Raw genomic sequence first — 20,897 nt, 5'->3', positions numbered from 1 at the left:
GAAGTTAAATTTAACATAAACTACATTATGACTATTTCTTATCGTATTGTTTTTCTGCTGCTTACGCTTTTTTCTGTTCATGCTTCTGCTCAATATATTGATAGTGTAAAACCAGTACTTTGGTTGCAAAACTCTTCCGAATTTGTTTCTAAAGTAGATGAATTACCGCTTAATTTTAATAATTTCCCTTTAAAAAACACAAAAACAGAAACCTCTATCCGTAATTTTTCAGGCAGTAATCACATATTTATAGTCTATAAATCAGAGGTCGATGAGGCATTACTTTCTATTATCGGTAAGGGCAACGGGGTATTTGTAGGCAGCAATAAGGTATTTAGAAATGAAAATATTTCGATGGAAGGATACAGTCAGCCTTTTGGAGAACTTGTAGATGTCAAAGTGTCCAATATTGAAAAAGGTAAACTCTGGGTACACCCGACTAAAGAAACCAAAATGTATGAAATAATGGTTTTCGATACCTATCTCAGTCCGTTAAAAGCCAATGAAATCAGGACTTATCTGGCAATTAAATATGGATTGGATTTGTCGGATACCAAGCAATATGTATATGACAGTGAAAACTTATGGGATAAAACCGGCGAATACGACAATCATATTTTCGGAATAGGCTATTTCTCTGCTTATAATTTACTGCAAAAGAAAAGTATCCACAGCAAAGATAAAGATTTGATAATTTCTTATGCCTCCCGAAAAAACAATAAAGTAAAAAGAGGCGATTATATACTGCTTGGCAGTAATGGACAAAAATTTCATTTTGATGCGAAAAGCAATTATAACAAAAAGGAATGGTTGTGCCGCACTAATGTAGAGGAGTCATTTATTGACTTGTATATCCCTTCGGAAGAAACAACATCTGCCGGCTTAAACCGTTTTGTTGTGGAAATTCATTCTGATGGTCAAAAGCGGACTTATGTCGGAGCAGTTGAAAAAGAACATATTGTATTCCGTAATATCAGATTAAGCCAGGGAGATTATACCGTTAAGCTAAAAGGGGAAAAAGCAGCCGGTAAATTTGATTTCCGGACAGATTGCGAACGCACCTACCTTACCTTTTCTAACGAGTTCAAAGATAACTTTGACTTACAGGTATTTGATGATAACGGCAAACAAGTAATCCATACGCAGGAACATAAAAATAAGATAGCACTGGATAATAATCAGTCAAAATATTTTGATGTCCGCTTGCAATCTGAAGCAGGTAAAGTAACCAGAAGAATTCATACCCTAAGCAATACTTTGGCGTATGAAGAGCTGAAAGAAAGTTATTCTCTGAACGAATCCGGAGTATTGTCTGTTCATATCGCCAACAATTCAGAAGAAGTTTCCAGACGATGGGAAAAAGACGGCGAACTGATTGCAGAAGGAAACCATGTTCAAATTACAGAACCAGGTATTTATACACTGATTTCTACTTCAGGAGATTGCTCAATCAACCAATCTTTTACTGTTGCTCAATCCACAGATTTCCAACAATGGACAGTTTATCCGAACCCAGCAAAAGAATCAGACTTATTAACAGTTAGCTTTGATTTAGAAAAAGAGCAAAATGTTAAGGTTGATATTTACCATATAGACGGTAAAAGAATAAAGACACTTTCTTTTGAGAAGGTATTAACCGATACTTTTGAGATAGGAAGATTAACAAGCGGTCAGTATATCGTTGTTGCTTATATTGACGCTTTGCCACAAATCAAAAAAATCATCATACAATAACACATTAACTTACTATGTATCAAAAACGTCTTAGCCCGCTAAAAACTTTTTTATTTTACGTTTCGTTGTTTTCGCTGATATTTAATTTTGTGAGTTATCCGGCCTATGCTGCGATAAATCATAAATATTGGGAATCAGATATACCATATTTTTTGGTAGAAGATATACGCCAAGCAGTGGAATCAGCATCAATTACTGCTATTTCAGATATTGATAAGGAAGAAGATACAGTTCTTTCGGAAGAGAAAAAAACTGCTACTCAGCAAATAGTTAGTATTCCGGTAGAGCAGAAGAAAACAATAAAAATAGAAGAAGCCCATGAATCGAGCTCTTTCGAAATTCATTCAGCAGATAAAGAAGGAGTTATCGGCTATGATAGCAAAATTAATGCAGACGACCCGGCAGATAATATATTTTCCTTTCATATCGACAAAAATCAACTTGTTGGCAAAGAAGTTTATCTGACCTATGAAGTTTACGGGATAGAGAACGTTTCCGGAATAAGTAAAAGTATTAATTACGAAAACTCTACCGGAGGATATTTTATCAAAACCAACAACAAATGGAAAGTTTTTCAAGAAAGAATTTCCCCTGCACAGCTTAAAAACGGAGAAAACCACATTATGTTTACCATACCTGAAGGGAAAAATATCCGTTACTATATCCGTAATGCCAAATTGGTTATAGATGCCGATGCCACAGGAGGATTGATTACTTTTTCAGATAATAACAAACTATACACAAAAAATAACAGAGCCTATCTCAAAGGAACTTTGATGTCTTCCGACCTAGTGTTATTTATTGATGACGAACATATTCCTGTGGATAATGAAAGTTTTGAATATTTTACAGACACTAACGAGAAAATCAAAGAATTATCTGTTCGGATAGAAGATAAAGAAGGAACAGTAATTTCCCAATTTGCCTATCCGATAGATGTGGTTATAGAAGCCGATGAAACCATCGATTTTGCCTCGCCTTTTGTCCGTCATCAGATAAAAGCCGCAGAAGATGAGCTTTATCATTTTGGATTACCCGATGTAGATTTTTTCATTCACAGAACAGATTACGAACAAGCAGACAAAATTGCGGTACAGCGTTTGCGGCAAACAGATATAGCTCCTTTGGGTAGCAGCACGGTCAATGTTACACAGAACAAGCAAGCATTCCGGTTTACTCCTGACGGAGCAGTTTTTGCTAATCCGGCCCAGCTGGTACTCAGGTATGAGCGGGATTTACTTCCGGAGGGCTACACCGACAGCGATATCAGCGTGATGTATTTTGATACGGCAGAAAGAAAATGGAAAGCAGTACAAACAGACAGCATTCAGCCGGAAAAACAGTTGATATACGCCAAAACCACCCACTTCACGGATTATATAGCTGGTATTATACAAGCACCTGAATCACCGGAAACCACTTCGTTTACTCCCACTTCGATTAGTGATATCAAGATAGCCGACCCAACAGCCAATATTGTTCAAATACAACCGCCTTCCGCCAACCAAAAAGGAGACGGAACCATAGATTTTCCTATTATTGTTCCGCCGGGGCGACATGGATTACAGCCCAATTTATCACTCAGCTACAACAATAACGGTGGGAGCAGTTTTGTAGGTTATGGCTGGGATTTATCTATACCGTATATTACCGTAGATACAAAATTTGGTGTGCCGGAATACAACACAACCAAAGAGTCAGAAAGTTATTTGCTGAACGGCGAAGAACTGATGTTGAAGAATGGCAGTAATTATTATTTACCTCATAGAGAGTCGCAGATGATTGATAGGGTAGAAGAACCTGAGGCTATTTTCTACCCTAAGGTAGAAGGTTCTTTTTCCAAGATAGAAAGAAAAGGCTCCTCCCCTTCTAGTTATTACTGGATAGTGACAGATAAATCCGGTACAAAATATTATTACGGACAAAATACCAATTCCAGATTAACATCTCCACAGGGTAACATCGCCAAGTGGATGCTGGAGAGAGTGGAAGATAAAAATGGTAACTATATGACTTATGGTTATATAACAAAAACATATAGTGAAGGAAATTTAGAAGGGGGTAAAGAGATTTTAGTTGGAAGTATCAGATATACATTACACTCTCAGGCTAATAATTATGGTGAACATATTGTAGATTTTACATATGGTAATGGTTTGAGATCAGATAGAACAATTAATTATCGTTATGGTTTTAAAGAAGTCAATGCTGTGGCATTGGATAAGATATTGATAACAAGTCCAAGGTGGGCAAAAGGATCTCAGGTCCACTATTTAGAATATACTCTAAATCACACCCAAGGAAAATTCGGTAAATTGCTATTATCATCTATTGATACCAAGAATATTTCCTTGGCAACTCAAGGCTCGGATCCGACAGAAGAAACCTACAGCCATACATTTGAATATTATGATGATACTCAAGAAGGACTGTTTGGACCGGAGATAACAGTTAACGCACATGATGATATTGACGATGAGCCTTTGGCAACTTTAGGAGGATCGGTAGTGGAAAATAGTCCGTCTATTGGAGTTAGCGTTAATGCAGGAGTATACCTAGCTTTCATTCCAACTTCTTTGATACCTATATCTAATACACTAGCTGCGACTTTTGATTTTATGGTTCCTAATAGTGAAAAGACAGAGCAATCGTTGTCATTAATAGACATGGATGGCGATGGTCTGCCAGATAAATTGGTTAAAAAAGGGGATGACTTTAAATACCGAAAAAATGTTGGAGGAGTATTTTTTAGTAATCAATTGTATGAAATTGAGAATTTTCACCAAATTTCATCTGTAACTACCCGAACAACTAGTAAACCAAGTTTTTCTTTGTCGTTGTTGGCTTGGAAAAAATCGTTTTCCAATAATAAATCAGTTTCTGAGAGCAATATATTCATGACCGATGTCAATGCAGATGGTTTGATAGATTATGTAAAAGACAAAATTGTGTATTTTAATCGTATTGATCCTAATTCTGGAAATCCTACTTTTACTGACGATAGTAGTTTAACACCAAACCGAATTATCAAAGAAAATGATGTAGACAACAATGTTTTAGCTCCTTTACCTGATTTACGCCTTGAGAATGATTTAATGGATGTGGTAAAAGTTTGGGTAGCACCGAAAGAGGGAAGGGTAGATATTACCGGAACAATCAGCAAGCAGTTTGTATCTTCAGATGATGGTGTACGTTTTTCGGTGGAATCTTCACGAGCTATACTATCAGGTATGCCGTACCCATTTGGTTCTACAGAAAATGAAGCGAATAGTACCAATTCAAACAACAATTTGCCTATTCCTATTACCAACTATATCATTGAACCATCGTTATTGATAGTCAATTCAATGCCTACGAACGCTAATAATATATTTGTTAAAAAAGGAGACATGTTATTTTTCAGGGTAAACTCAAGTCAACTTCCTGGAGAAGAACCAATAAGCGTAAATTGGAATCCAAAAGTCACCTATACAAGTCAAGATTTTGATTCTCCAAACCAGTATAAACAATACTCTTCTCAGTATAGTGATAGTTTTGTATATGGAGATAGAATGGTGCAATCATTTGTTATTAAGAAGAATATGCCTTATTCACTGATATGGGATAATTTTACTATAAATAACTCAGGAACTACCCCTCAACTTTCTGACGATGTGTCTATCTTGGTAAAAGTGTACAAAATTGCTGAATATGAAGAAGGGGATAGTTCATACGATCCGGAAGATATTTTACAACAAAACTATTATTTTATAAAGAGAAATGTTAATAATTCAATAGTTAATCCAAATCTACCTATAGCTCTTCCTTTAATAGATGAAGATGACCCTGAAACATATGTTTATGTAAAAATAGAGGTGAAATCTGATTCCCAAATTAATTGGAAAACATTAGATTCTAAGTTTAAGCCAAGAATTTATAATGCTGCTGAACAGGAAACTACTTATTTAGTTCCAGAATATCAAACGCATTCTAATCAGTTAACCTCGTATTATAAGTCGACTTTCAACGATCCTACTCAAATACAAATTAATAATTATTTTGACATACAAGGATGTACTGCTGAAGCGAACTGTGAGGGAAATGAGATATACTTGGTAGTTAAGAATCAGATGGGTAAAATTCCGAATACCACTAATGGACACTCAGCAAAATTTAAATATACGATTAATACTGCAGGGATGGTTTCTGAGGTTCAACAATATACTAATACAGGAGCTGTAATTAGCATATCTCCTTCTACCCCGAGTTATATCGACGTTGCGAGTGGTACAAGCTTATATTTTGAATATTATTCAGAGAGTAAGTATGTTGCTCATAGGTTAAAAGTTTATCAAAATGAAAATAATGATTTACTTTCTGTAGTAGGAAGCACTATTCCGCCAAAATCAGATTATATTCAGGGAGAATCAAATGATGGTTTATATAAGGCTAATATTTTTTCGAATGAGAATGTATTAGGTATTGGTTCTCTATATAGAAACTGGGGCCAATTTGCTTATAAAGGGGCTATGCCAGGCGAGGCCTTTGACCCTATTAAAAAGAGCTATATAGGCGCTTTAGGTTTAGCAGGGCTATCTACTGATGAGGATGAGGATGAAGAAGTTACCGAAGAAGATATTGATAATCAAGCAGATGGCCTTATGGATATAGACCCTGAAGAACTTGACTATGATTCAGCTACTGGAGAAGTTACAGGTGCCGGAGAGGCAGGAACTGGACTCAGCTTGCAACAAATAGAAGCGATGAAGCACTTTACTACACTTACCCCTGACCGAGTAAACAGTCGCTGGAAAGCTCATAATAAGTTGTATGCCAAATCTAGTGAGATAGGTGTTTATTTTCGTTTCGATCAAGTAGGTGATTTGTTGCCATTTTATATTCCGGACCCTCAAGGAATATCTCCGAGCGGTGCTGTGTCAATTATTCGACAATCTGTATCAGAATCGGAAGGGAGCAACCAAACCATCGGAGTTATGGGGATAACTGTCGGCAAAGGAAAGAATAGTGGGTTTTCGAAGATATTGAATGATTATCAAGATGTAAATGGAGACGGTTATCCAGATATTATGGGGGAAAAAGTGCAGCTTACCTCTTTTAGAGGAGGACTTTCCAATAAGCAGCTTAATGAAAATTTACTTTTTGGTTCTACTTCTTCAGGAGAAGGAAGGGTGAATGGTGGTTCTGTCGCTTCTTTAGCCGTAAATCAATTACTTTCTACCGTTATAATTGGAGCAAACGATAGTTTTTCATTAAATTTAAATTCTGAAAATACGTTGAAGACTGTGACAACTTCTGAAGGAATGTTATTGGACATTAATGGAGATGGTTTAGCAGACAAAGTTTTAGGTAACGGAAGTGTTGCTTTTAATAATGGAGAGGGTTTTGCCTCCTCAACATTCTCAGGTTTTAATCAAGCAAATAGAGTTGTTACAAAGTTAGAAGGAACCTCTAGTAGCTTAGGTTATACCCCGGATTTCTCTGGCCTTTTTAGTATGGATGTTAGTGCAGGTATAGCAGGAAGTGATAGTAACTCTAAGGTGTCTCATGAATTTATGGACATCAACGGTGATGGCTTGGTGGATTATATAAGTGATGGACAAATTAAATTTAATACAGGTACTGGTTTTATTTCCAGTGAGTTTAATCTTCCTAGGCAATCAAATAATATTGTTACTCAAGTAGGTATAACAGCAAATATTAATTTTAATTATGCTATTCCTATTTTTCCTGGTATAGTTGGGATTAGAATTGGAGCTGGTGGTACGGGAAGTTTAACCAATATATATAGTAGAGACAACACTAAGTACATGGATTTTGACGGAGATGGCTATATTGATATGTTGTATTCGACTAATGAGAATAATCTGAAAGTCAGGTATTCCAAAATCGGCAGAACCAATATGCTGAAAAAGGTAAACAACCCGACCGGCTCACAGATGATAATGGATTATGATACGAAAAATCCGATAACTCAAACCACCGTGGGCAACAACTACAAAATGCCGTTCAAAAAGTGGGTGTTGACCAAAGTGCGTGTACACGATGGTTTTGAGTCTGACGGAGAAGACGTACAAACCTTTGCTTTTGAATATTTTAACGGACTAAAAGACCGCCGCGAGCGTAAGTTTCTTGGCTTTGGCGAAGTGCGTACCCACCAACTCCGGGCAGACGGAGCGGCTTACCGCACTTCTACGCAAGAATATATGCTGAATGATATGCAGCCACAAGAAGTCTATTTAGCAGGAATATCTTCCGATAGTCGTAAATACCAATACATTGCTAATTTGCTGGTCAGAGAGACGGTCAAAGACGGAGCGAACCGCTTGTTTAGTATTAATGAATATGATTATGCTATTTATTCTTTGGGTACGAATGCTAACAGTAGTTTTAACACAGCCTCATCTCCTTCAGTTACTTACAGCGATGTAATGCGTATATTACCATTGATCAAAGAAAACAAAGTAACACAAAGGCATTATCAAGGAACTTCCACCACCAGCTATATGGAAGAAGTAAGCAAATATCTGTTTACCAGATATGACAAATACGGCAACGTAACCCAATACAGAGACGACCGGGAAAATCTCGATGTGGAAATCACTTATCATGATATTAATAGTAGTGGACAATATATCGTAAATATTCCGAAAAGGCATGATGTGAAACAAGGTTCGACAATATTGCGTTCGAGTGCAACGGAATTGTCTCCACAGTTTAACGTTTCGAAAATCCACCGCATTAAAACATTGGAAAATGCCGGGCAAATGGCGACCACTGATTTCCAGCATGATGCATTTGGAAACCTGATGAGGGTGGTGTTCCCGAAACCAACGCCGTCTTCTTCGGAAAGCGAGCGGTTCTTTTACCGATATGAATATAGTCCTTACAATTACTTTCAATACGCCAATGAGATAATAGATGCGTATGGTTTTGAAAGTAAGGCTGATTATACGAACTTCGGAATGCCAACTTCTCAAATAGATCCTAATGGGATTGAATTTCATTATTTCTATGATCCGGTACGCCGACTCAAGCAATTCAAAGGACCATATAACGAAAAATGGACGATCCGCAACGAATATAAAACCGCACCAAACGGATTGCGGTATGCCGTGACTACCCATAACATTACCGACGAAATCGGTTTGGGTGGCAATGTGCCGGAGCAGGATTATCAATTGCTGCACACTTCTACTTTTGCCGATGGACTGGGACGCATTATCCAGACCAAAAAGCAGCTGGATGTGTATCAGGAATGTGAGAATGCCACAGCTACAACCGGTTACCGTTTTGCCGTATCGGGCAAAGTAGTGTATGACGAATTCGGGCGAACAGTGGAAAGCTACCTCGGGCAGGAACAACTGAGCTGTAATGGCGATTTCGTACCGGCATTAGAGAGCTACGAGCCATTGCAACATGTGGAACAGGAAAAAACGTCTAATTTCTACGACAGCCAGGACAGGGTGTTGCAAAACCACGTTCACGGACTGAACGCTACAACCGAATTTGAGTACGGTTATGGCAATGACGGAAGCGGAGGCAATAAGTATTATGAAAAAGTGATATTACCGGAAGGCAATATTACCCAAACTTTTAAAGATTACAAAGGACGAACCACAGCGACCCATCAGATTGGAGATTCTGAAACATTGGTTACCGCTTTCCGGTATGACCCGCTGAGCCAGCTGATGCAAGTGACCGATGCCGAAGGAAAAATTACCGCTTACCAATACGATAGCTTTGGGAACAAAATGGGAGTAAACCACCCCGATAACGGTATTTCACAATTCAAATACGACCTGACCGGTAAGCTAGTTGAATCACGAAACCAGAATTTGATTAATGCCGGGCAAAGTATCCAATACAAATACCATTTCAATCAGTTAACCGATATTACTTATCCTTCTCATACGGTACAATATAAATATGGAACAGGCACCACACCTTATGACAAAGGCAGGCTGATAGAGGTTAGAGACCTGACAGGAGTACGTAATTTTGAATATGGTGCTTTGGGTGAAGTGGTTAGTGACAAAAGAGCTTTGGTAGCACAAAACGGACTCTTTGAGTTTAACCAGACTTTCCGTTACGACTCGTGGGGGCGTATGATGGAGCAAACCTACCCCGACGGGGAGGAATTGGCTTATACCTACAACTCCGTAGGGCAGCTGAAGGCCATTGAAAATACCGACCCGCAGGAGTCTCAGGTTTACCTGAGAGACGTAAAATACAACTTCTTTGACCAGCCGACAGAGATACTCTATGGCAACGATGTGAAAACCACCAACGAGTACGATATTACCCAACGCATACGTGCCATGCAGCTCGACCGCCCGGATGAAACCACCTTTATGCGGAATGTGTACAGCTATGATGCTAACCAAAACATCACGCAAGTGCAAAACACCTCTTCGCAGCACAATGTGTTGCATATGGGTGGAGTGTATAATAAAAACTTCTATTACGATAGTTTTAACCGGTTGAATAAAGCCAGCATAGGTTGGTCGGGTTATCAGGAAAACCATGAATATAGCTTGAACATGAAGTACAACAAAACCCATGGTATTGTAATGAAAGACCAACAGCATGCAAGGAATGGAAATCATACGGTAAACTCCTATAATGCGGATTATAAATATGAAGACAACAACCACCCGCACGCTCCAAGCACTATAAGATATAGCATGAATGCCGGAGGCAGTGGCGGTTTGGATTTCGATTATGATGCCAACGGAAATATTGAACACCTTCATGCCGGTGGAGCAGCCCAAAACCTCTTCATGATGAAAGACCGCCGTATGTTCTGGGACGAGCAGAACCGTTTGCTGGCGGTGATAGACGACAGTAGCCGTGTGAGCCATTATGTATATGACCATGCCGGTGAGCGTACCTTTAAGGCTTATGGTGATGTGAATGAAATAAACATTGGCGGAAACAATATTTACCAGGTGCTGGACGTTCATAAATATACGATGTACCCATCGGGCAATATGGTAGTGAATATTGAACGAGGAGAAGCCACCAAGCATTATTATATTAATGAAAAACGCTTTGCAAGCCGTATTGTGCCGATTGATGCGTGGATAGAGCCGGGTAATATGACACAGGGAATGATGACACAGAGGGATGCTGATATGAGCATGATAGTGGACAACACCGATATAGATTCGGAAGAGGATATCGTGTACGCAGCGATGAGCATAGGCAACCCCGACAGCAATTGTACCGCACAGCTGCAAACGATGATAAATAATTATACCGGTATCCCTACCCGCGTGCATTGTGTGCAGTATATCCAAAACCTGATGAGCACTATGAGCCCATGTGACGCTTTGGTAGCAGCTAATGAATATGTGTGTGTGGACATTGACCCGGTAACTGGCGAGGTAATTGGAGATACCAACGAAGTTGATGACACCACCCCACCCGAATATACCGAAGAGGAACAGGAACAGTTTGACTGTGTTACAGCATTGAATAATCTGATGGCGGACTATGCCGCCGCCCAGGCAGAGTGGGAAGAAGAACAGTTTGGAGCAATGACTATTTATGCAAACAATGATTATTGTTGTGGTGTATATGAAAAATGTGTTATTGAGTATTGGGAAGAAATAGATAGATTACGGTATTTTTACTGTAATCTTGTAGGTGGAGAAGGAACATATTGCGAAGGTTTGCCTGAAGAGATGGTTGTGCCTGCATATATTGAAGAAATTTTTTATGCTCACCCAGTCTGTGTTAGACAATATTTTGAAAGTGGAGATTACGAGCAAGGATTAGAGCCGGAATGTTATCCTATGGACTGTAAAGACCACTCAGAGGGCTGTGATGGTACCGGGACAGGTGTTGGCGATGACGACAACGATACAGACACCGATTATGGAGACAGTTGCTATGGCGAAGTGTTGGAATACATAGACACGCATTTGCTGGCAGATTTCAGCAATGCCTGTGAGGTGTATGACTATGTGATAGAAAACTTTGACTGCCTTGATGAGTATGAAGAAGAAACGGTTGACGAGCATGAAGACACCGAAGACGAATGGGAAGACGACGGTGGTAACGATACACCACCTGTTGAAGAAGGGTATGACGAAAGCCAGCGTAAACCAATTTGGTGGTACCATAGTGACCATTTGGGAAGTTCTTCGTATATTACCGACAACTTTGGAAGACCGTCGCATTACTACGAATATTTACCATTTGGTGAGTTAATGACTGAACACAACCAAAGTAAGTACTATTTAGAGCCTTACCCTACCCAAAATATGGACAGTTACAACAACCCATATAAGTTTAACGGTAAGGAGATGGATAGAGAAACTGGTATGTATTACTATGGAGCAAGATACTACGACCCGAGAATTAGTATATTTGTAAGTGTTGACCCGCTGGCCGAGCAAGCACCTAATTGGACACCGTATAGATATGCATTTAACAACCCTGTGATGGTTACTGATCCAACTGGACTTTTTGAAACAAAATTAGGTGCATGGTGGCATAAACAATGGAATGGTAATGATAGTAGTAGTGATATAATGTATGATGATAAACGTGAAGAATATTATTATACAAATCATTATGGTTATACAGATGAGGATGGAAATGATGCAATGCATATGGACTTTATCTACAATAGTAAGAAAGGTGATGGAGGAAGATTTGTTTTTGAAATTGAAGCCAAAGCGAGCTTAGGAGTTCAAGTTGGAGCTTCATTGCCTATTGGTAATATAGAGGCTGGTATAATTACGGCTGATATAGGAAGTATAGGATATAGTAATCAAGCCCCAGATGCCCCTATTGCGAAATGGGGAGATGGAACAGGACATAATTTTATCGGAGGAGGATTGGGATATAAAGGGATAGGTTTGTTTGGAAAGGTAGATTATGTTACAAAAGATATGGTACCTCATGGAGATATACCTACTTATTATGCTAATAATGGTTATACAGATTACGAATTGGGTATTGGTCCTACAAGATCTTTGGGGTTATCCAAAAATCCTGAAAGTTTATCTAATGCATTAGGTGCTGGCTTAGGAATAAAAGGAGGCAAACCATCGGGTAGTAACAATAAGGTTATAGATATTAATATAGGGATTAAAGCTATATTAGGGATAGATTTATCAATCAAGACAGGTTTTACAGGTAAGGATAAATAATAAATATAATTATGTATAGTGCGATTAGTAAAAATGGTAATACACACTTTTATTTTAATGGACAATTAATTTTGAAGGCTGTAACATGGAAGTACTTCTGTTTCGATAAATTTTATATTGAGGATAGTAAAGGGTCGAAATTAATCGAAATATCTATTCTAAGTATGTTTGGGTTTTGGAAAAAATATTCTATTAAAAGTCAAAATTTAAAAAATTATGTAGAATTATTTAAATTTAAAGGGCAGCTGATTTTAAAAGCAGGAAATAAAGAGATATATATAAACAAAAAAAATAAATTACGTAAATTTGAAGGAGAGTTTTTTTTAAATAAAAAAAAATATGGTTACTTTGATAATAAACTAACAATGTTTAAGTCAACTTTTACATTCCATTTTCAAACTCAAGATGAGGATACTAATACCTATTGTATTATGTTATTTTCCATTATGGTTATAGATAAGTTTAATTTTGGACCGTCGTAGGTAATGTTGGTAATGTTCCAAATGGGTAATATTCCAAATGTTTTGATGCACTGCTCAGAAAGTGTTAAGTTATCAACAGTATATTTGAAAAACATAAACAACAAAAAAAGCTTTAATAACCACCAAACTCCCCTATTAATGGGGAGTTTTTTTAGTGGGGTAAAACATAACTGTAGTTGTAAAAAAAGTAATTCGACTATTCAAAGGACACAGTCGGTTTTACCGTTGGTAAATTACAGTAAAGAAAATCAAACTACCAACACTTTTAAAAAAGTACTTATAACTACCCCAAAACCCTACTTTTTACTACGGTATTTTTAATAGACCTTTTGTAATTTATTTTGTATAATAGTGTATGATGTTTGGTTGTACAATGTTTATTTAACGTACAACTGTTTTAAAATTACTTTTGGTGTAAGTGTTTGTAAAAAAAGTAAAAGTGGGTTGTACGTAAAAAAAACTACGTATATAATTCAAAAGGTTTATAAGTAGTAAAATAGAGACGAACGAATGTGAGTTGAGTATTTTGGTAGTTATAAACCAAAGAAACAAAGAAGAAAATAATGTTTGAAGTGAAACGGAAAACATTGTTTTGTTCAAAGGAGAAACAAACTCCACTTTATTATTTTTAGTTATAACAATTAATTTATTGTTAAATGTATATTTTATACATTTTGATATTAAAATGGATTATAACTAAAATAAACAATGTTGTATGAAGTATTAAGATGATTTAAAGTTCGTGGAACGACAACTTTAAATAACTTATGATTATTCAAAAGGATTTATCGTTTTGAATAATAAAATGAAAAGATGTTTATTTTTAAGTTGTACTTAGTTTTATTTGTTCAAATGGATATTTTATTGTTTTAATTGTAAAAATGTTTATAGGTTATTTTACCTCAGAACAAGGCAAATTTTCAAAGGATAGCAGAACTAAAAAAGGTTCTAAAATCAATCCTCTAACTTAACGATAATACAATCTCTAACTTTCTGTTTTAATACAGGTTTATCTTTTTGGGTCAAACCATCGGTCTGAAAAAGCAGGTGCATATATACTTCAACTTTGCCGGGTTTACCACCCCAAAAACGATAAGGGAAATGTTGTTTGAGTCCGACGAAAGTGTAAGCGACAACCGGTATTTGAAAATCAATAGCCAAGCGGAAAGCTCCGTCTTTAAACTCGTCCAGTATCACGCCTTCGTCTGGCACCTGTCCTTCCGGAAATATGCAAATGCTCATTCCATTGCTTAGTTTTTGCCGGGCTTTTTCGATAGATTCCTTTCGGCTTTTGGAACTACTTCTGTCCACCGTTATGCTCGCTTTTTTATAGAAAAATCCGAACAAAGGCATTTTTTCCAATTCTTTTTTTCCGATAAACACAAACGGGTTTTTGTTCAAAATAAGCATCAGCATGATGTCCATCATCGAGGTGTGGTTGGCAACAAACATATAGCTGCCGTGCTTATCCAGCGGTTGTGAATCGTGCAGCTGATAACGGAATCCCATACTGTAAAACAGAATATACGCCCACAATCTCGCTAGGCGGAAGAAAAATCCGTACCATCGTTCGTTGGACAAACTGATGATTAACAGCGGAGAAAGCAACAGAATAACAACTGCCATGAGCAGATAAAACCATACTTTCCAGAAAAACCATGCGATATATTTCAGTATTTGCATAAAAACAAGCTGTATCAAAACCACGAATTTACTGAATTATTACACCCGACTACTAATTTTAAACAAAAAACTGGCAGAGAAAAAACTAAATCAATAGCTTTGTAGCTCAAAGAAAAAAGGATTATGGCAAAAATATTAACAGGCGTACAAAGCACAGGAACTCCGCATTTAGGAAATTTGTTAGGGGCAATTCTGCCGGCAATAGATATGGCAAACAACAGCGAAGACGATTCATTTATTTTCATCGCAGATTTGCATTCGGCAACCCAAATCAAAGACGGAAAATTGCTGAGAGAAAACACCTACAGCGTGGCATCGGCTTGGTTGGCGTGCGGATTGGACATCAACAAAGTGACTTTCTACCGGCAGTCGGACGTAACCGAAACCACCGAACTAACCTGGTATTTGAGCTGTTTTTTTCCATACCAAAGGCTCACTTTGGCTCATTCGTTCAAGGATAAACAAGATTATCTGACCGATGTCAATGCCGGATTGTTTACCTATCCAATGCTGATGGCAGCCGACATATTGCTGTATGATGCCGAGCTGGTTCCGGTCGGAAAAGACCAGTTACAACATATAGAAATCACGCGTGACGTGGCTTCTCGTTTTAATCATCAAATGGGCGAAACTTTTGTTTTACCTGAGGCAAAAACCGATGAAAACGTGATGATAATTCCTGGTACTGACGGAAATAAAATGAGCAAATCGAGAAATAACTTTATTGATATTTTTCAATCTGATAAAGCGTTGAAAAAACAAATCATGGGTATCGTAACGGACAACACCCCGCTGGAGGAACCAAAAAATCCGGACAGTTGTAATGTTTTTGCTTTATATAAACTGCTGGCAACACTCGAACAGACCGCTCAGATGAAAGAGAATTATCTTGGCGGAAATTATGGATATGGTCATGCGAAAACTGCGTTGTTTGAATTGATTGTAGATAAATTCAAAGATGCCCGCGAAAAATATGATTATTTTATGTCACACCGTGAAGAAGTTGATAAACTGCTCGAAACCGGTGCTGAAAAAGCGAAGAAAACTGCTCAGGCAACCCTGAAAAGAGTGAGAACAAAACTCGGCTATGAGTAGAAATAACAAAAAAATCTGACTGGTTCCAGTCAGATTTTTTTGTTATTTCTTATTCGCTTTGGCAATGTACTTATCCAAAGCCATGGTCATGGAAGGTGTTTCGGGCGTAGGAGCCATAACATCAACTCTGAGATTCATGTCTTCCGCCTCTTTTTTGGTGGTATTACCAAACACACCGATACGGGTTTTTCCTTGTTCAAAATCAGGAAAATTATGGAACAAAGAGTTGATTCCGGTCGGACTGAAAAATACCAGAATATCATATTTTACTTCTCGTAAATCAGACAAATCTGCCATTTCGGTCCGGAAAAACACACCTTGTTTCCAGTTCAGTTTCAGGTCTTCCAAAGTCTTTACCACATCATCATTTAATTTATCAGACGAGGGCAAAAGAAATTTTTCCGAACTGTATTTTTTAAACATCGGCATCATATCGGAAAATTCTTTCTTACCGACATAAATCTTTCTTTTTCTGTAAACTACATATTTCTGCAAATAGTAAGCCACCGCCTCAGATTGGCAAAAATAACGCATGGTTTCCGGCACTTTGTACCGCATTTCCTCTGCCACTCTAAAATAGTGGTCAACTGCATTCCGGCTGGTCAGAATGATTGCCGAAAAATCATTCAGGTCAATTTTCTGCTGTCTGATTTCCTTTACAGGAACCCCATTCACTTCAATAAAAGGTCTAAAATCAATTTTGACTTTGTACTTCTGCTGAATATCAAAATACGGGGAATTCTCTGCCTTGGGCTCGGGCTGTGATATCAGTATTGATTTTACTTTCATCTTGTCACTTTTTTCACTTATAATTTTCAATCCACTTGTAGAGAATTAAATATGGTGCTATTTCAAGGGTGCAAAGATACAAAATAAAATAAAATAAATTGCCTGTAATGGTTTTTCTATTTGTCTGATATATTTTTACAAACAACAGAATATTGATAAAACCTACCATTGCCAACGCTATCCATAAACCGATATTCAACAAACGTGGCTGAAAAAACATCAACATCGAAAGTGGTAGTAACACCACGCCCAGATAGGTACGGTAATTTACTTTCATCAAATTGTATCTGTCGGCAAAAACCTGAATATCAAAAAGTTCTGATATAATTTTATCAATCAAATATTTAGCTAACACAAACAGTATCAGTACATTGATGACTTTGACGAAATCTATCCAGCTGTATTGGTTGAGATAATTTTTTGCACCGAGAAAAAGCAGAATCACAAAAGAAAAAGCAATTAACTGAACGGCAAACATCGAAATCGTGAAAGAGGATTTCAGGTTTGCCGGATCCCTGTATATTTTAACATATTTATCAGAAACAGGCAATTTAATAAACTCCTCAAAGCGAAAATGATACATCAATCTGTTTATTGCCAGCACGGTAAATGCCAGCACAAAAAGTCCGATTGCCCAATCGACAGACCACAATTCTCGGTTTTGGTATAAAATATCCATATCGCAAAGGTAAAAATTATTTGTACTTTTGCAGAAATTTTTAATCTGTGGGAAGTAAAAATAAACTCAAACGATTCAGAGAAAACGAAACATTCGGAAATGTTTATCAGCCCAGCCGGGAATTATTATTGGCAGGATATGAGCTGAAAGGCAACTGGCGGGAAAAAGTTTTTGGCAACAATAATCCGGTAGTACTGGAACTCGGTTGCGGTAAAGGTGAATATTCGGTCGGATTGGCAGAAAAATTTCCGGACAAAAATTTTATCGGAATTGATATCAAAGGAGCGAGATTCTGGCGTGGAGCCAAAACCGCTGCGGAAAACAACATATCGAATGTCGCTTTTCTACGTACCCAAATCGAATTGATTGAATATGCATTTGCCCAAGGCGAAGTGGACGAAATATGGATTACTTTTCCTGACCCGCAGATAAAATACAAACGCACCAAACACCGACTGACTAATCAGGAATTTCTGGACAGATATAAAAAAATTTTAAAACCCGCTGGTCTGGTTCATCTCAAAACTGACAGTGAGTTTATGCACGGTTACACACTTGGTCTGCTGCACGGTGCAGGACACGAGGTGTTGTATGCCAACCACCACATATACAGAAATGAAGGAGCACCGGAAGAAGTAACAAGTATCCAGACTTTCTATGAGCAGCAATACCTCGAACAAGGCAAACCAATAACCTATATTCAATTCATTATCAAATAGATGGGTTGGTTTTGGATTATATTTATCGGGATTTTTACCGGAACATTTGGCTCGGTGCTACCGGGTATTCTCAATACGTCTATATTGCAGATGACCGCTCAACAAGGCAAAGCTTCTGCACTGAAATTTATTGGCGGAGCTTTGTTAATTATCTTTTTTCAGACTTTTCTGTCGGTCTATTTTGCCCGTTTTATCAATAAAAACCCGTATGTTTCTGATATCATCAACGAAATAGGAATTGTAGTTTTTGTAGCTTTAGCTATTTACTTTTTCTGTAAAAAAAAGAAATCAACACAAACAGAAATCAGTCAGACAAAAATCCGAAAAATCATGTCACAACCGTTTTTTTATGGCGTTGTTCTGGCAATACTCAATATTTTCACGATACTGTTTTACGTATTTCTCAGTTTATCTTTACGAGAAAACAACCTGTTTGATTTCTCTCCATCAAGCATACTTTCGTTGAGCGTGGGCGTGACTACCGGGGCTTATTTTGCTTTCTCGTTATATCTATGGCTGGGTCAGCAAAAAAAGGTTAATGATTTATATGTCGTACAAAAAATTTATCCTATCTTAGGCTTTTTATCCCTCATTATTGCGGGGGTAAACGCTGTAAAAGTATTTCGATAATGTCAGACGAAAAATCATTTTTTGATAAAGTTTATGAGCAAGTCAGACGAATTCCGTTTGGCAGAGTCAGCACTTACGGGGCAATTGCCCGGAAAATCGGTTCGCCGCAATCTGCCCGAATGGTGGGTTATGCTTTGAACGCCTCTCACAATCTTGAAGACGTTCCGGCTCATCGGGTGGTTAACCGAAACGGAATGCTCACAGGCAAACAGCATTTTCAGGGAACCAATCTTATGCAGCAATTACTGGAAAATGAAGGCGTAATCGTAAAAAACAATCAAGTAACGGAATTTGACAAACTCTTTTGGCACCCCTAAATTTTACACGAATGATTACAAACAATACTTTGGAAATACTTGGTCAGAAAGTGATTCCGGGCGAAACCAAAACCATTCGGCTCAATATCGCAAAACTGCACACAATGACCGAAATGGATATCCCGATTATCATTTCGAGGTCAATTCACGAAGGAGCAACTGTATTGCTCACAGCCGGTTTGCATGGCGATGAGCTGACTGGTATTGAAATTGTTCGCCAGGTTGTTCGCCGCCGGATACATCTGCCACAAACCGGCACAATCATTTGCATTCCGGTAATTAATATTTTCGGATTTGTTAACCAATCCCGGCAATTTCCGGACGGACGGGATTTAAACCGTGTTTTTCCGGGCACACCCAACGGCTCGCTCGCAGGAAGGTTTGCCTTTCACCTCATGAACGATATTGTGCCGCATGTGGATTATGTCGTTGATTTTCACGCCGGAGGAATGAGTCGGTTCAACGCCTCTCAGATTCGGATTGCCCCCGGAAATCCTGAGTTGGAAAATCTGGCAAGAGCTTTTCAGCCGCCATTTATTTTATATTCCGACAATATTGACGGTTCATTCAGAAAATCATGTGACGAAATCGGTGTGAAATATTTACTGTTTGAAGGAGGAAAATCTATCGATATTAATCACGATATTGTAGAAGACGGTGTGGCAGGAATTATGCGGTTGCTCGACAATCTGAATATGCTCAACAAAGATTTTTCTGTTGATGATATCAGGACCGAACCAATATTTATAACGGAGTCAATCTGGGTGCGTGCCCCGTATTCCGGACTGTTTCACAGTCAGACCAAACATGGTGATTATGTGACGGAAGGCGAAGTGCTGGCTACTATTTCAGACCCTTACGGAGAAGTTGAAGAACAGGTTTTGGCACCGAATTCGGGCTATATCATTAACGAAAACCAAGCTCCTATTGTCTTTCAAGGCGATGCGGTCTATCATATTTCAACCCGGTTAAAAGATGAATAAAAAAGAAATCAGAACGAAGTACAAAACATTGCGTAAACAGCTTTCTGCCGACGAGGTGGAAGAAATGAGCCTCGCAATTGCTAATCAAACTCTGAAAAGCAATATCTGGAATCATCAGACTTATCATATTTTTCTGCCGATTGCCGAGCAAAAGGAAGTGAATACTGATTATCTGTTGCAGATTTTATTCGGCAAAGACAAAAATGTGGTTATTTCCCGCACCGATTTCAGCAACCTGAGTATGCACCACGTTTTGCTGACCGATACGACCACCATTCGGAAAAACGACTACAACATTCCCGAACCAATTGACGGATTTCCTGTAGATGACCAGCAAATTGACGTAATTTTCATTCCATTGTTGGCTTATGATAAATCGGGAAACAGAGTGGGTTACGGCAAAGGTTTTTACGATAATTTTTTACAGAAATGCCGTAAAGACGTTATAAAAATAGGTTTATCGTTCTATCCGCCGGAAGAAGAAATCACAGATATCCGTCCGGAAGATATCCCGTTGGATATGGCGGTTACGCCCAATGAAATTTTTGATTTTAACTAATTAGCCAAGAGTGAAGAACCAAAAGCCATTAGTTGTTAGAACTTGAAACAAAAAGAAAACCTACG

12 protein-coding genes are annotated in these 20,897 nt (G+C 38.1%); 9 read left to right on the top strand and 3 right to left on the bottom strand.

The genetic code is table 11. The features are described from left to right. Positions 1–27 precede the first annotated feature (27 nt). From CDL10_RS03680 to CDL10_RS03670, 3 genes are all read left to right on the top strand, one after another. On the top strand, positions 28–1,734 hold the full coding sequence (locus CDL10_RS03680; RefSeq protein ID WP_100677291.1) for a T9SS type A sorting domain-containing protein: 1,707 nt from the start codon (positions 28–30) through the stop codon (positions 1,732–1,734). 89 nt (positions 1,735–1,823) lie between these two features. Further along, entirely contained in the window at positions 1,824–12,896 is an 11,073-nt protein-coding gene (locus tag CDL10_RS03675; protein WP_165772977.1) for a SpvB/TcaC N-terminal domain-containing protein, read from the top strand. An 11-nt stretch (positions 12,897–12,907) separates the two neighbouring features. Continuing rightward, positions 12,908–13,378 (top strand): hypothetical protein, encoded by a 471-nt coding sequence (locus CDL10_RS03670; RefSeq protein WP_100677289.1) that lies wholly within the window; start codon positions 12,908–12,910, stop codon positions 13,376–13,378. Between the two features lie 954 nt (positions 13,379–14,332). Here the strand turns inward: CDL10_RS03670 and CDL10_RS03665 are convergent. Continuing rightward, positions 14,333–15,061, bottom strand: coding sequence for a lysophospholipid acyltransferase family protein (locus CDL10_RS03665; protein WP_100677288.1), 729 nt, complete (start codon positions 15,059–15,061; stop codon positions 14,333–14,335). Positions 15,062–15,184: 123 nt separating this feature from the next. Between CDL10_RS03665 and trpS the strand changes: the two genes are divergently transcribed. Beyond that, entirely contained in the window at positions 15,185–16,156 is a 972-nt protein-coding gene (gene trpS, locus CDL10_RS03660) for a tryptophan--tRNA ligase (RefSeq protein WP_100677287.1), read from the top strand. Between the two features lie 42 nt (positions 16,157–16,198). Here the strand turns inward: trpS and CDL10_RS03655 are convergent, their stop codons facing one another. Beyond that, positions 16,199–16,945: a uroporphyrinogen-III synthase gene (locus CDL10_RS03655; RefSeq protein WP_100678624.1), complete on the bottom strand. Its 747-nt coding sequence runs from the start codon at positions 16,943–16,945 to the stop codon at positions 16,199–16,201. Between the two features lie 13 nt (positions 16,946–16,958). Next, positions 16,959–17,624, bottom strand: a complete 666-nt coding sequence (locus CDL10_RS03650) for a DUF4271 domain-containing protein (protein ID WP_100677286.1) — start codon at positions 17,622–17,624, stop codon at positions 16,959–16,961. A 47-nt stretch (positions 17,625–17,671) separates the two neighbouring features. Here CDL10_RS03650 and trmB point away from each other — a divergent pair, with 47 nt between their 5' ends. Genes trmB through CDL10_RS03625 form a run of 5 tightly spaced genes read left to right on the top strand, consistent with a single transcriptional unit; the run spans position 17,672 to position 20,832 of the window. Next, a complete protein-coding gene (gene trmB, locus CDL10_RS03645; RefSeq protein WP_100677285.1) occupies positions 17,672–18,343 on the top strand; it encodes a tRNA (guanosine(46)-N7)-methyltransferase TrmB in 672 nt (223 codons plus the stop codon). Beyond that, positions 18,344–18,973 carry a hypothetical protein gene (locus CDL10_RS03640; protein ID WP_100677284.1) on the top strand — a complete coding sequence of 210 codons (630 nt, stop codon included), beginning with the start codon at positions 18,344–18,346 and terminating at the stop codon, positions 18,971–18,973. Next, positions 18,973–19,290 (top strand): MGMT family protein, encoded by a 318-nt coding sequence (locus CDL10_RS03635; protein WP_100677283.1) that lies wholly within the window; start codon positions 18,973–18,975, stop codon positions 19,288–19,290. Before CDL10_RS03640 ends, CDL10_RS03635 begins: the two co-directional genes overlap by 1 nt. An 11-nt stretch (positions 19,291–19,301) precedes the next feature. Next, positions 19,302–20,273, top strand: a complete 972-nt coding sequence (locus tag CDL10_RS03630) for a succinylglutamate desuccinylase/aspartoacylase family protein (RefSeq protein ID WP_100677282.1) — start codon at positions 19,302–19,304, stop codon at positions 20,271–20,273. Continuing rightward, positions 20,266–20,832 carry a 5-formyltetrahydrofolate cyclo-ligase gene (locus tag CDL10_RS03625; RefSeq protein WP_100677281.1) on the top strand — a complete coding sequence of 189 codons (567 nt, stop codon included), beginning with the start codon at positions 20,266–20,268 and terminating at the stop codon, positions 20,830–20,832. Before CDL10_RS03630 ends, CDL10_RS03625 begins: the two co-directional genes overlap by 8 nt. Positions 20,833–20,897 lie beyond the last annotated feature (65 nt).

Source organism: Avrilella dinanensis, from assembly GCF_002807015.1.
Taxonomy (GTDB): Bacteria; Bacteroidota; Bacteroidia; order Flavobacteriales; family Flavobacteriaceae; genus Flavobacterium; species Flavobacterium dinanensis.
This window is presented reverse-complemented; position numbering and strand designations above follow the sequence as displayed.